A 15,130-nucleotide genomic window follows, 5' to 3' on the forward strand; every position below is an offset into this window, starting at 1 on the left:
GACCGTTCATTAGGGCGTCATCCTGTTCAATGAAGAATCTCCCAGGCCGAACAAGAAACCTGTGGCGAGGGGGCTTGCCCCCGTTGGGTCGCGAAGCGGCCCCAGAACCAGCGTTTGAGATCAGTCAGACATACCGCGTTGTTCGGGTTTGCGACTGCTTCGCAGCCGAACGGGGGCAAGCCCCCTCGCCACAGGGAAGCCCCGTCAACACAAATGATTGGTTTAGAGCTCTGGCACCACCTCCCGGCCAAGCGCAGCCACCACGGCGTCCAGACACTCCTCCTGCTGCAGGATATCGAAGTGGCCGGCCGTTACCGTTTGCACCTTGCGCAGCCGTGGTCGCTGACGCTCCAGGGTCGCGCGTTCGGCCGTCGGGTTGCCATCGGCCCACCAGCAATGCAGCTCGGCTTGCGTAATCGGCAGGGTTTCGACCTGTCGCGACAGCGCCTTCAACCGCGTGCTGACCATGAACGTCTGGGCCAACTCATCGGCACCGAGCAGCGCGTAGCCGCTGGCCTGATCGCTTTCACTGTCGATCACCGCACGAATGATCCGCGCCACTGCCTCGTGGTCCCCCGTCGACTCGGTACTCAACACCCGGGCAATCACCGCGCCATCCATGCCCAAGGTTGCACCGAGGAACTCGGCCAGATCCGTGCGCCACTCATCCGGGCTGGCGACGGCATTGACCTGGGTCGGCACAAAGCTGTCCACCAGGCCGACAAACGCCACTCGCTGGCCCTGCTGTTCGAACAAGTCACTCACCATCAACGCCAACGCCCCGCCCAGCGACCAGCCCAGCACGTGGTACGGTCCCTGGGGTTGCCGGGCGCGGATCGCCTCGACGTAATCTTGGGCCATCTGCGCAAGCGAGGTGTCGTGCCACTGCCGGTCGAGCAACATCCGGCATTGCACGCCATACACCGTGCGCTCGCCTTCGAGGCGTCGGGCCAATGGCTCGTAGTCGAACACCGTGCCGAAACCGGCGTGCAGGCAGAACAGCGGCGGCTGATCATTCACCACCTGATTAAGCAGCAACAGCGGTTGCGGACTGTGTCGCTGCGGCTGTTCATCGACACCGGACAACCCGGCAATCGTCGGCTTGGCCATCATGTCCCGCAGCTTGAGCTGGAAGCCCGGCTCATTCAGGGCACGAACTTTCGAGATCACCTTGAGGGTGCGCAGCGAATCGCCGCCCAACTCGAAGAAGTTGTCGGTAATGCCAACCTTCTCGATGCCCAGCACCTGTTGCCAGATATCCGCCAGCGCCCATTCCAGCGGCGTACGCGGTGCGACGTAGTCGCGGCCGGTGAAGGCCGGATCCGGCAAGGCCTTGCGGTCGAGCTTGCCGTTGGGGGTCAACGGGAAACGCGGCAGCACCACGACCTGGGTCGGCACCATGTAGTCGGGCAGGCTCTCGCGCAATGCCGCCTGGCAACGCGGGCCGAGGCCCTCGTCCTCAGCCGCCACCACATAGCCCACCAGTTGCGGCCCCTGCCCGTTGTCACGCACCACCACCAGCGCATCGTTGACCCCGGCCTGCTCGCGCAGGCGGGCTTCGATTTCGCCCAGCTCGATGCGGAAGCCGCGCACCTTGACCTGATGGTCGATACGTCCGACGTAATCGAATACGCCATCCTCGCGGCGGCGCACCAGGTCGCCGGTACGGTACAGGCGCCCGCCTTCGGTGCTGAAAGGATCGGCGACGAAGCGCTCGGCGCTCTGCCACGGATGACGATGGTAGCCACGCGCGACACCCCGTCCGCCGATGTACAACTCACCGACCATGCCCACCGGCAGCGGGTTGAGGTCCATGTCCAGCACGTGCAGGCTGCGGCTGCCGACGCGTTGACCAATCGGTGCATACATCGCCTGGCAGTGGCCGTCGGCGGCGATTTTCCACAGCAGCGGCGTGACCACGGTTTCCGTCGGCCCATAGCCGTTGACCAGGAATTGCGGCTTGAGTGTGTGCTTGACCCGCTCGAAGGTGGCGTCCGGCACCGCATCGCCACCGAAGCAATAGATGCGCACCGGTGGTGGATCACCGCCCTGCAATTCGGCGTGTTCGGCCAGTTGCAGCAGATAGGCTGGCGGGAAGCAGGCGACGCTGATGCGCTGGCGGTGCAGCACCGCCAGGGTCTGCTCGGCGGTCCACAGATTGTTGTCGCGGATCACCAGGGTCGAGCCGCTGATCAGCGCGGTGATCCAGCGTTCATGGGCGCCGTCGAAGGCGAACGACATGAAATGCAGCTCGCGATTGTCCGGGTCCATCTCGTACAGCTCGGCGATGGCTTGCACGTGCATGCTCAAAGGCCCGTGGGCGACGGCGACGCTTTTCGGCTTGCCGGTGGAGCCCGAGGTGTAGATCAGGTAGGCCAGTTGCTCGGCGTGCACGGAACTCGATGGCACCGCCACATCGACGTCGAGGTTCAAGCGATCCACTGCGACCATCGCCGTGCCCGGATTGAGTTGCGCGCTATCGCACAGACGCTCCTGGGTCAGCAGCAAGCGCATATCGCTGTCGGCCATCATGTAGCGCAGGCGTTCCTGCGGGTATTGCGGGTCCAGCGGCACGTAGGCCGCACCGCACTTCATCACCGCCAGCAGCGACACCACCAGCTCCAGCGAGCGCTCCATGAACACGCCGATCACGTCTTCGGCCTGCACGCCTTGCTCCAGCAGATGCACTGCCAGGGCATCGGAGCGACGGTCCAGTTCGGCATAACTCAACTGCTCGGCGTCGCGATCGGCATAACTGAGCACCAGCGCCGTGTGATCCGGTTGCAGTCGGGAACGCTGACGGATCAGTTCGTGCACCGGCGTCTCGTCCCCCTCGGCCACCACCGGCAGTTCGCCGTCCAGCGCCCGGCCTTCGTCCAGGGTCAGCAGGCCCAGCTCACCAACGGCGCGCCCGGCGTCGTCGCACAAGCGCTGCATCAGGCTTTCCATGTGGCTGCGCAGGATTTCCACGGTGACCAGATCGAACTGATCGCGCTGGTGCATGTACTCGATGCGCAGCCCCTCGTCGAGGCTGACCATCAGGTCCATGGCGAAGCTGGTCAGGCCGAAATCGGAAACGTCCTCGAAGCGCAGGGAATCGCCGTTCCACTCGCGAAGGGTACGGTCCACCGGCTGGTTTTCGAACACGATGATGCTGTCGAACAACGACTGCCCGCCCTGCCCGGCCCAGCGCTGAATATCACTGAGCGGTGTTTGCTGGAAGTCGCGGATGTCGAGGTTATAGGCCTGGATCTCCCGCAGCCAGTCACCGACGTTCATGTCGGTCGGCACCGTATTGACCACCGGCAAGGTGTTGATGAACAGCCCGAGCATGTTCTCCGAGCCGTTGAGTGTTTCCGGACGCCCGGATACCGTGGCGCCGAAGGTCACCGTGCGCTGGCCGGTGTAGCGCTGCAACAGCAGCAACCACGCGGCTTGCACCAGGGTGTTGAGGGTCACTTGCTGTTGCTGGGCAAAGGCCTGCAACCCCGCGGTCTGCCCGGCGCTCAGGTGCGTATGGATCGCGTGATAACCGGCTTGCGGCGCCTTGACCGGCAAGGCGCGGGCCAGGTGCGTGGCGCCTTCGAGATTATTGAGTTTGTCTTTCCAGAACGCTTCGCTGGCCTCGGCGACTTGCTGGCCGAGCCAGTCGATGTAGTCGCGATAGGCGGCCACCGGTTCGTGCTCCTCGCCGCTGTAATGGCGCAGCACTTCACCGATCAGGCGCGATACGCTCCAGCCATCCATGAGGATGTGGTGGTAGGTCCAGATCAGGCGATAGCGATCATCCTCCAGACGCACCAGCAACAGGCGCAACAGCGGCGCGCGGTTCAACGAAAAGCCGCGTTCGCGCTCCTCGCGGGCCAGTTGGTGGACGCGCTCAGGCTGATCATCCAGCCCGCGCCAGTCCAGTTCGGTCAGCAGCGAAGGCGCCTCGCGCCGCACCACTTGCAGCGGCTCCCTGTCGCCTTCCCAGAGGAATGCGGTGCGCAGAATCCCGTGACGTCGGGCGGCATCGGCCCAGGCTTCACGAAAGCGCGCACCGTCGACGCCGCGCACACCCACTTCGATCTGATTAACGTACAGCCCCGAGTCGCCGTCCTGCACCGTGTGGAACAGCATGCCCTGCTGCATCGGCGACAGCGGATAAACATCCTCGACTTCGTCCGCTGTCAGTTCCAGCGCCTGATACTGCGCGTCACTCAGTTCGATTTTCGCTGCCGGTGCAACCAACGCCGGCACGGCTTCATCCACCACGACTGGTTGGGCCACCGTCGCCAGCTCGGCCAGGGTCGGATGGCTGAACACGTCCTTGGGTGAGATGTTCAACCCGGCCTTGCGCGCCCGGCTGACGGCCTGGATCGAGACGATGGAATCGCCGCCCAGTTCGAAGAAGTTGTCGTGCATGCCAATCTGCGGCACTTCGAACAACGCCTGCCACACGGCTTGCAGCGTCGCTTCCACGGCACTGCGCGGCGCAACGTATTCGCGCACTTGCAGGTCCGGTTGCGGCAATGCGCGGCGGTCGAGCTTGCCGTTGGGCGTCACCGGAAACTGATCGAGCAACAGCACGTGGCTCGGCTGCATGTGCTCGGGCAGTGCGTTGCGCAGGTGTTGTTTGAGTGGATCAACGGCAGCAGGACCTACGACGTAAGCCACCAATTGCTTGGACTTGCCAACGTCGAGGGCGATCACCACGGCCTCGCGCACCGATGGATGCTCCAGCAGGCAGGCTTCGATTTCCCCCAGCTCGATGCGCAAGCCGCGGATCTTCACTTGATGGTCGATGCGCCCGACGTATTCGATCACGCCGTCCGCGCGGTAACGCGCCAGGTCGCCGGTGCGGTACAGGCGCTCGCCCTGCTCACCGAACGGGCTGGCAACGAAGCGTTCAGCGGTCAGCTCCGGACGGTTGTGATAACCACGGGCCAGGCCGATGCCGCCCAGATACAGCTCACCCACACAACCTTGCACTTGCGGTTGCAGACTGTCGTCGAGGATGTAGGTCACCAGGTTGGCAATCGGCTGACCGATCGGCACGTTGAAGCCGCCGTCGTCGACACAAGTCCAGTGGGTCACGTCGATGGCCGCTTCGGTCGGGCCGTACAGGTTGTACAGGCCAACGTTGGGCAGCACGCGGAACAGGCTATGCTGCAAGTCCGCCGACAGGGCTTCGCCGCTGCACATGACCTGCCGCAGGCTGGCGCAACGCTCGAAGCCTTCGCCCTGAACGAACGCCTGCAGCATCGACGGCACGAAATGCAGGGTGCTGACCCGGTACTGCTCGATCAGGCTGACCAGTTGCGCCGGATCGCGATGGGCACCCGGCTCGGCCACGGCCAGGCGTGCACCGGTCATCAATGGCCAGAAAAACTCCCAGACCGACACGTCGAAACTGAACGGGGTTTTCTGCAAGACGGTGTCGCGCCCGTCCAGCGGATAGGCGCCCTGCATCCACGCCAAGCGGTTGTACAAGGCCTCATGGTGGTTGGCCGCGCCCTTGGGTTTGCCGGTGGAGCCGGAGGTGTAGATCATGTAGGCCAGCGATTGCAGCTCGACCACACAGGGCAGGTTTTCGTTGCTCAAGTCGTCCAGCAAACCGGCCATGTCATCGAGACAAATCGCCGTGGTGGCGGGCGGAATCGGCAACTGCTCAAGCAAATGACGCTGGGTCAGCAGCAGGTGTACGCCGCTGTCGTCGAACATGTGCTCCAGGCGTTCGCGCGGGTAGTCCGGGTCCATCGGCACGTAGGCGCCACCGGCCTTCATGATCGCCAGCAGGCCGATCACCAGTTCCAGCGAACGCTCGGCGGCAATGCCCACCAGCACTTCGGCGCCGACGCCCTGGCTGCGCAGGTAGTGCGCCAGCCGGTTGGCCTGTCGATTGAGTTTGCGATAGCTGAGGGTCTGGCCGGCAAACACCAGGGCCGGGGCCTCCGGGGTTTGCAGCACCTGGGCTTCGAAGCACTGGTAAACCGGACGCACATCCGGCCAGGCCTGCGCGGTGCGGTTGAAGCCCTCGATCTGCTGCGCCGCTTGTGCGGCATCGAGCAGGTTCAAGCACCCCAATGGCAGTTGCGGCGCACTGACCATGGCATCGAGCAATGCCAGCAGAAGTGTGCTCAAGCCTTCAATAGCTTCGGCGCTGAACAGCGCCGTGTCGTAGTTGAAACGCAAATCCAGGCATTCACCCAGCTCGGCGGCGATGGCCAAGGGGAAGCTGGTCTGGTCGTGGTTGCTGATGCCGGAGAACTTCAGCGCGCTGGCATTGCCCTCTTCCAGCGCCTGGGCCACCGGATAGTTTTCGAACACCAGCAGCGTGTCGAACAGCGCCTCGCCAGAGTGACCGGCCCAACGCTGCACATCCGCCAGCGGTGTGTATTCGACTTCACGCAACTTGAGGTTGAGCGCCTGGACTTCATCGATCCATTGGCTGACCGTGCGCTCGGGGTGCGGTGTGGCGATCACCGGCAAGGTGTTGATGAACAGACCGATCTGCTGCTCGATCCCTTGCAATTCGCTTGGACGCCCCGACACCGTGGCGCCGAACGCCACTGTTTGCTGCCCGGTGTAGCGCTGCAACAGCAACAGCCACGCCGCTTGCAGCAGGGTGTTGGGCGTGACGCGGGCCTGACGGGTAAAGCCGCTCAGGCGCTCGGTGGCCGCGCGGTCCAGGCTCAGGTGCAGGGTGCGATGAGCATCGCCCTGCCCGGCAACCGGCCCCGGCAAGGCGCCGGCCAGTCGCGTCGGTTCGGTGAACGACTGCAATTGCTCCAGCCAGAACGCTTCGCACGCGGCGCGATCCCGGGTGCCCAGCCAAGTCATGTAATCGCGATAACCGCCAACACTCGGCGCCGGCATGATTCCGCAATACCGCTGCAGCACTTCGCCGAACAACTGCGAAGTGCTCCAGCCGTCCAGCAGGATGTGGTGGTTGGTGAAGATCAGGTGATGGCGGTCATCGGCGGTCTGCACCAGGGTCAGGCGCAGCAACGGCGCCAGTGTCAGGTCGAAACCGCGCAGACGGTCGTCCTCGGCCAGGCGATCCAGCGCTCCGGTAACCTTGGATTGATCGCGCCAGTCGAGCACGGTCAGCGGCAGCGTGGCGTCGGCCAGGATCACTTGCAACGGCCGCGAGCCGTTGCTTTCGCTGAAGAACGCCGCGCGCAGCACTTCATGGCGCTGCAGCGTCTGCTGCCAGGCAGCGCGGAACGCCTCGACGTCGAGCCCCTGCACATCCACGCGCATCTGCGGGATGTAGGCCCCGGCATCCGGGGCGAACAGGCTGTGAAACAGCATGCCCTGCTGCATCGGCGACAGCGGCAGGATGTCTTCGATCTGGCTGGCCGCCAGCGGCAAGGCATCCAGCTGCGCCTGATCGACGCGCACCAGTGGCACGTCGCTCGGGGTCAACCCGCCGGCACCGCTCAGGCAATGTTCGATCAGCTGTTGCAGCTCCAGGGCGTAGGCATCGGCCAGACGTTGCACGGTCTGCGGGTTGAACACGTCACCGCTGAAAGTCCAGCTCAGGCGCAATTGCCCGGCATACACCTGACCGTTGATGCTCAGGCCCCGGTCCAGTTCGGCCGATGCGCCCTGCTCGGCACCACCACTTTCCCGGGCCGGGCGCCACGGTGCCTGTTCGTCGAAACTGGCATCGAACTGGCCCATGTAGTTGAAGGTGACCAGCGGCGACGGCAGATCCTCAAGGCCGCCGTCCGCCAGATAGCGCAGGATGCCGAAGCCGATACCTTTGTCGGGCACGGCGCGCAGCTGTTCCTTGACTGCTTTGATGCTGCCGGCCAGATCAGTGGCCGGGGTGAGTTTCACCGGGAAGATCGAGGTGAACCAGCCCAGGGTGCGGGTCAGGTCGATGTCGTCGAACAGGTCTTCGCGGCCATGGCCTTCCAGTTTCACCAGCGTCGAAGTTTGACCGGTCCAGTTGCCCAACACCCGCGCCAGTGCCGTCAGCAACAGGTCGTTGACCTGGGTGCGGTAAGCCGCCGGGGCGTCCTGCAGCAGTCGGCGGGTCCATGTGCTGTCGAGCAGAGTTTCCACACTCACGGCATGCTGGCTGGCCAGGCTGCCTTGGGGGTTGTCGGCGGGCAGTTGCACCTGTACGTCGCGGTACTGGTCTTGCCAGTAACCGGCTTGGCTGGCCAATACAGCACTTTGCGCATGAGTTTGCAGGCGAGCGGCCCAGGCCTGGTAGGCGCTGGTTTTCGCTGGCAGACGCAGGGGTTGAGCTTGCTGCGCTTGTTGATACGCGGTTTGCAAATCTTCCAGCAGCAATCGCCAGGACACGCCGTCCACCGCCAGGTGATGCACCACCAGCAGCAGGCGCTGGCCCGCCGCGCCCATGTCCACCAGCAAGGCACGCAACAGCGGGCCGTCCTGCAGATTCAGGCTGGCTTGCGCGGCATTGCACAGTTCAAGCAGTTCATCGGCATTGGCGGCCTGGCGCTGCCACAGCACCTCGGCGCTGTTCCACTGCTCGGCCTGGGCCTGTTGCCAGACGCCGTCGACCTGACGCAACCGCAGACGCAACGCGTCGTGATGTTCTACCAGCGCGGCCAAGGCCTGTTGCAGGCTGTCGCTGTCCAGCGGCTCGCGCAGTTCCAGCAGCAGCGACTGGTTCCAGTGGTGACGAGCCTCGATGTCTTGCTCGAAGAACCAGTGCTGGATCGGCGTCAGCAGCACCTCGCCACGCACCGGCCCCTGGTCGATGAGCAACCCGGCGCTGCGTACCGCGACCTTCGCCAGGCTCTGCACGGTCTGGTGCTGGAACAGGTCCCGTGGGGTGATGCGAATCCTGGCCTGTCGCGCGCGGCTGACCACCTGGATCGAAATGATCGAGTCGCCGCCCAGTTCGAAGAAGTTGTCGTCGATGCCCACGCGCTCGAGCTTGAGCACGTCTTGCCAGATCGCCGCCAACTCGGTTTGCAGCTCATCCATCGGCGCCGTGTAGGTTTGCTGCGCCAGCGTTGCGTCGGGCTTGGGCAATGCAGCGTGATCGAGTTTGCCGTTGCCGGTCAGCGGCCATTGGTCGAGTTTGATCAGATGCGCCGGCACCATGTAGTCCGGCAAACCGGCCTGCAAATGTTCACGCAGGGAGTGGCGCAAATCGCTGTCGTCGCCGCTCGCGGTGAACCACGCGACCAATTGCGGGCTGCCATTGACCTGCGGTGCCAGGACCAGCGCCTGCTCGATGGCCGGATGGCTTTGCAGACGATCCTGGATTTCCCCCAGTTCGATGCGGAAACCACGGATCTTCACCTGATGGTCGATACGCCCGGCGTACTCGATGCCGCCATCGGCGCAATAACGCGCCAGATCGCCGGTGCGATACAGCCGCGCGCCCGACTCGGCGGCGAACAGGTCCGGCACAAAACGCGTGGCGGTCAGATCGGCGCGCTGGTGATAACCCCGGGCCAGGCCGGCACCGCCGACATACAACTCACCGACGCAGCCCTTGGCCACCGGGTTCAGGCGCGGGTCGAGCACGTACCAGCGCAGATCGCCGATCGGCTCCCCCAGCGGCGAGCTATTGGCGCCATCGAGGTCGGCGCGGGACAGCGGCCGGTAGGTCACATGCACGGTGGTTTCGGTGATGCCGTACATATTGATCAGCAACGGCTGCCGGTCGTCGAAGGCGTCATACCACGGACGCAGGCTGGCCACGTCCAGCGCCTCGCCACCGAACACCACATACCGCAGGGCCATGTCTGGCGCATTGGCGCAGGCGAACGGCATCAACTGGCGAAAGGCCGAAGGGGTCTGGTTGAGTACCGTGACTCCCTCATCACTGAGCAACCGGGCGAAGTCTTCCGGGGAGCGGCTGACCGCGTGGGGCACCACCACCAGCTTGCCGCCGTAGAACAACGCGCCAAAGATTTCCCACACGGAAAAGTCGAAGGCATAGGAGTGGAACAGGCTCCAGACATCTTGCGCATTGAAACCGAACCAGTGCTCGGTGGCGCTGAACAGCCGCGTCAGGTTGCTGTGGGGCAGCAGCGTGCCTTTGGGTTTGCCGGTGGAACCTGAGGTGTAGATGACGTAGGCCAGGTTCGCTGGAGCGGTCAGGTTCGGCAGGTTGTCGGCACAGGCCTCAAGCAGCCAGTCGCTGGCGTGATCGAGGCAGATCACTTCAATGCACTGGCTCAACGGCAGGCGCGGCATCAGTGCCGAATCGGTCAGCAACAGGCGCGTGCCGCTGTCGGCGAGCATCCAGGCGAGGCGGTCCTGCGGGTATTGCGGGTCCAGCGGCACGTAGGCGCCACCGGCCTTGAGGATCGCCACCAGGCTGACGATCATCTCCAGCGAACGCTCCAGGGCAATGCCCACCAACACATCGGGGCCAACGCCGCGCTCGCGCAGGCGATGGGCGATGCGGTTGGCGCGTCGGTTCAGTTCGGCGTAAGTGAGGGTGACGCCGTCGCAGGTCACGGCGATGTTGTTCGGGTGCGCGGCGGCTTGGGCTTCGATCAGTTGATGGGCGCACAACAGGTTCGCCTGATCGCTGTTCAACCCGGCAGTGCGATTCCAGTCGCGCAAGGTGGCCTGCTGCTCGGAGGCGTCGAGCATGCACAGGTCCGCCAAGGCAACCGTGCTGTCAGTGCAAATCGCCTGCAACAGGTTCAACCAGTGCCGGCCAAGACGCTCGATGGTCGAGGCGTCGAACAGCTCGGTGGCGTAGACGAACGACGCGTGGATGCCCTCGTCGCTTTCGACGGTGTCGAGCATTAGATCGAACTTGGTGGTTTTCTCATCCCAGATCAGCGATTCGACGCTCAGCCCCGGCAGGTTCCAACGTTGCGGGCCGCCACTGTCGCGCTGGTGGTTGAACATCACCTGGAACAGCGGCGTGTGGCTCAGGCTGCGCTCCACGCCCAGGCCATCGACCAGTTGCTCGAACGGCAAATCCTGATGGGCCTGTGCGCCGAGTGCCGCGGCCTTGATCTCGGCCAGCAATTGCCCAAACGGCTGCTCGGCCCGTGGCTGGCTGCGCAACACCTGGGTGTTGACGAAAAAGCCCAGCAGGTTTTCCACGTCCTGGCGGGTGCGGTTGGCAATCGGCACGCCGACACGAATGTCCTGCTCGCCGCTGTAGCGATGCAACAGTGTCTGCAACGCTGCCATCAGCACCATGAACAGGGTGCAGCCTTCGCGGCGGGCAAGATCACGCAGTTGGGCGGTCAACGCAGTGGAGATTTCCAGCTCGACGCTCGCACCCTGCTGGCTCGGGATCGCCGGGCGACGACGGTCGGTCGGCAGGTTCAGTGGCGGGTGTTCGCGGCCCAACTGCACGCGCCAGTAATCGAGCTGGCGATCGGCCTCGCCGGCCTCCAGCCACAGCCGCTGCCAGCGGGCGAAGTCGGCGTACTGAATGCCCGGCTCCGGTAGTTGCGCGGCCTGCCCGGCGCTCAGTTGTGCATAGAGCCGGGTGAACTCCTGCAACAGGATCGGCAGCGAACCGCCGTCGGTGACAATGTGGTGGAAGGTCAGCACCAGCACATGTTGCTGCGCATCGAGGTGGATCAAGCGGCAGCGCATCAACGGACCGCTGTGCAGGTCGAACGGCTGCTCGGCGTTGAGGGCGATCTGCCGCTGCAGTTCGGCCTCGTCGCCAGCGCTGACTTCGAGCAGCGGCGCATCCATCCGTGGGTGAATCTTTTGCAGCACTTGCCGGTCGTCAAAAACGAAGGTGGTGCGCAGCACTTCGTGACGCTGCACCAGCGCGCTCAGGGTCTGCGCCAGCGCCTCAGGGTTGAGTTCGCCGCTCAGGCGGAAGGCACCGGTCAGGTTGTAGGCAGTGGCCTGGGGCTGCATCTGCCAGAGGAACCACAAGCGCTGCTGCGCGTAGGACGCCGGCAGCGTGTCGACGGCGCGGTCCCGTGGCGGGATCGGCAGCAGTTCCAGGGTCAGCCCCTGGGCATGCATCTTCTGTTGCAACGCGCGCCGGGCGTCCGCGCTCAAGCCGCAGAAACGCTGGGCCAGGGTCATCATTCTGTCCGGTGCAGCACTCATCGCGCGTGTTCCTCATCCACTTCGTCGAACAACGCTTCAAGGGCGTCTACATCGTTTTCTTTATGTTCACTGTGCTGACGGAACTGCTCGATCTGCGCCGCCAGGCGTTCCAGGGTGTCACCGTCGAAAAACAGCTTGAGCGGGATCGCCAGGTTCAGTTCTTCCTGAATCCGCGCACGAATGCGCGTGGCCAGCAGCGAGTGCCCGCCGAGTTCGAAGAAGCTGTCGTGCACGCCGACGCGCTCGACGTGCAGCGCTTCGGCCCAGATCGCCGCGAGGCTTTTTTCCAGTTCGTTGCGTGGCACGACGAAGGCGCTGCGGCGCACGTCGAGATCGAGCAAGGCCTGGCGATTGAGTTTGCCGTTGGGCATCAACGGGAAGCGCTCCAGCACCTGCAAGCGCGCCGGTTGCATGTGCTCGGGCAGTGCCTCGGCCAAGTGGCTGCGCAATTCGTTGAGGCGGATGTCGGCGGTGTCGGCCGGGGACACCACGAAGCCAAGCAATTGCGGGCCGGTCGGGGTTTCCCGGGCAATCACGGCGGCGTCCTCGATGCCCGGCGCGTTGCGCATGGCCGACTCGATTTCGCCCAGCTCAATGCGGAAGCCACGGATTTTCACCTGGTGATCGACCCGGCCCAGATATTCCAGCACGCCATCGGCGCGATAGCGCGCCAGGTCGCCGGTGCGGTACAGGCGCTGGCCCGCCGCCTTCGCGAACAGGTCGGGGACAAAACGCTCGGCCGTCAGCGCGGCCCGTTGCAGATAACCTCGGGCAATGCCGGCCCCGCCGACATACAACTCGCCTTCGACGCCCACGGCCACCGGTTGCAGGTCCGGGCCGAGCACATGGATGCGCATGCCGGCAATCGGCTGGCCGATGGGGATGCTGTCGTCATCGTCGCTGAGGGGCAACTCCCAGGCCGAACACCACACGGTGCCCTCGGTCGGGCCGTATTCGTTGACCAGCGCCACCCCCGGCAATGCCTCGCGATGTCGCTGTACCAGTGCGTTGCTGCAGGCTTCGCCAGCGACGATCACACAGGCCAGCGCCTGGCGGTCGAGGTGTTCGAGAATCTGTGCGTGGTACGACGGCAAGGTCAGGTAGTGGGAAATCTCTTCGCGCTGGATCAGCGCCGCCAGTTGCGCCGGATCCTTGTAGCTGTCTTCGTCCGGCAGGCACAGGGTCGCGCCCTGCCCCAACGCCCAGAAAACCCCGGCCACCGAGCTGTCGAAGGAGAACGACGAGAGCATCAGGAACCCGCGCAGCGGCTGGCGATAAAAGGCATTGCGCGCCAGGGTCGAGGCCACGGCGTTGGCATGGCTGATCATCACACCCTTGGGCTTGCCGGTGGAACCGGAGGTGTAGATGACGTAGGCCAGATTGGCGCTGTCGCCTTGTGGCTCAGGCCGGGTTTGCGCGGCGGACCAGACTTCGGCCCCCGGCATCAGGGAAATTGTCCGCTCACCAGGCAATGCATCCGGCAGCGTTTGGCAGGCCAGCACATGGCGCGCGCCGGTATCGGCGAGCATGAACGCCAGACGCTCAATCGGGTAGTTCGGGTCCAGCGGCAAGTACGCAGCGCCAGCCTTGAGCGTGCCCAACAGGGCGATGACCATTTCCAGGGAGCGCTGGCCGTAGACCGCAACAATTTCATCCGGTGTCACGCCTTGGCCGCGCAAGGCGTTGGCCACTTGATTGGAGCGCGCATCCAGTTCGGCATAGCTCAGGTGCTGACCGTTGACGCTCAGGGCGATGCGTTGCGGATGCAGGCGCGCCTGTTCGCTGAACAGTTCTTGCAGGAATCGGAACGGCAATGCCTGCTCGGTGGCATTCGGGTTGAAGCCTTCGACCAATCGGGTCAGTTGTGCGTCATTGACCAGAGTCGCCTGAGCCAGGGTCATTTCGGACGAACCCAGCAATTGGTGACTGAACTCGACAAACTGCTCCAGCCATTCAACCAGCATCGATTCGGGCAGAGCACCGTCAAGACACGACAACTGCAACTGATCGCCCTGCACACGCAGGCGAAGGACTTCGGGGTTGCCGTCGTCCACCTCGATAGCGCTTTCAATGGCGGCCTGATAGACGAAGCCGTAACGCAGCGGCGCGGTACCTTCGGCGCTCAGTTCGAATTCATTGAGGCAATCGAGCCACGACAGCGACTGTTCGACGCTGGCGGCAAACGCCACCAGCGCTTGTGCCAGTGTCTGCTGGCTGCGGTGATCGAAGGCCACCGGCAAACGCCGGGCGAAACGTCCGAGGGTGGCGATGGTTTGCTCGTTGCGCCCCTCCACCTGCCAGCCCATCAGCAGCTTTTCCTGGTGGCCGATGCGTGCAACGAATGCGGTCCACAGCAAAAGCGCCAATTGCTCTGCCTCAACGCCCGTTTCGGCAGCGACCCGTTGCACGCCAGCAAGCCATGGGGCGTCAATCAATGTTGCCTGACGACGAACCAGAGTGACTTCGACGGCTTTTTCGAACGGCACGCGATGAGCCACGACGAACTGCGATTGCAGGTTGCGCCAGAACGCCGCGCCCTGGTGGCCGATGTCCTCTTCGCGCAGTTCTTCCTGCCATGCGCTGTAGTCCAGGTATTGCAGCGCGTCCTCATCGTCGACCAGGGTTTCACCGCGCAACAGGCTGGCAAGTTCACTCGCCAGCACCCGCAGCGATGCCTCGTCGATGCTGCATGCCGGGGTCAGCAGGGTGATGAAAGCCTGCCCTGCCTCGTCTTCAACCTGCGACACCACCAGCGCCTGATTCGAATCTTCAACCATGACTTCACGGCTGCGGCTCAAGGCACCGGCCACTGAAGGCTGGTTACCCGGAAGGGTGAGCGGCAACCCATCGCACAGGCTCTGCACCGGCCACTTCATGCCCGGCAGACGACGGTACAGCGTGCGCAGGATTTCATGGCGCTGACTGAGTGTTTCCAGTGCCCTGCGCAATGCCTGAGCGTCCACTGGCCGGGCGATCGGCAACGTCAGCGCGGCGAACAGCGATCGTGCGCCCAGTTCCTGAGCCCGCAAATAAAAGGCCTGCTGGGCCGAAGTCTGGAATACGTCTACCGAAGGTTCGAGGGCGGTGGTGTTCATGTCGGGGG

At 64.2% G+C, this 15,130-nt stretch carries 2 protein-coding genes; both read right to left on the reverse strand.

Annotated elements, in window-relative coordinates; translation table 11 throughout:
* Positions 1-222: 222 nt before the first annotated feature.
* Positions 223-12,027 (reverse strand): non-ribosomal peptide synthetase, encoded by an 11,805-nt coding sequence (locus AC3WTM_RS23225; RefSeq protein ID WP_102671081.1) that lies wholly within the window; start codon positions 12,025-12,027, stop codon positions 223-225.
* Complete coding sequence (locus AC3WTM_RS23230) at positions 12,024-15,122, reverse strand: non-ribosomal peptide synthetase (protein ID WP_102671080.1); 3,099 nt, start codon at positions 15,120-15,122, stop codon at positions 12,024-12,026. Before AC3WTM_RS23230 ends, AC3WTM_RS23225 begins: the two co-directional genes overlap by 4 nt.
* Positions 15,123-15,130 lie beyond the last annotated feature (8 nt).

This window comes from Pseudomonas sp. EU05-FHT14B02, from assembly GCF_058791055.1.

Coding starts and splice junctions, on each gene's coding strand:
- AC3WTM_RS23225 (WP_102671081.1), bottom strand. CDS start 12,027: ATGAGTGCTGCACCGGACAGAATGATGACCCTGGCCCAGCGTTTCTGC.
- AC3WTM_RS23230 (WP_102671080.1), bottom strand. CDS start 15,122: ATGAACACCACCGCCCTCGAACCTTCGGTAGACGTATTCCAGACTTCG.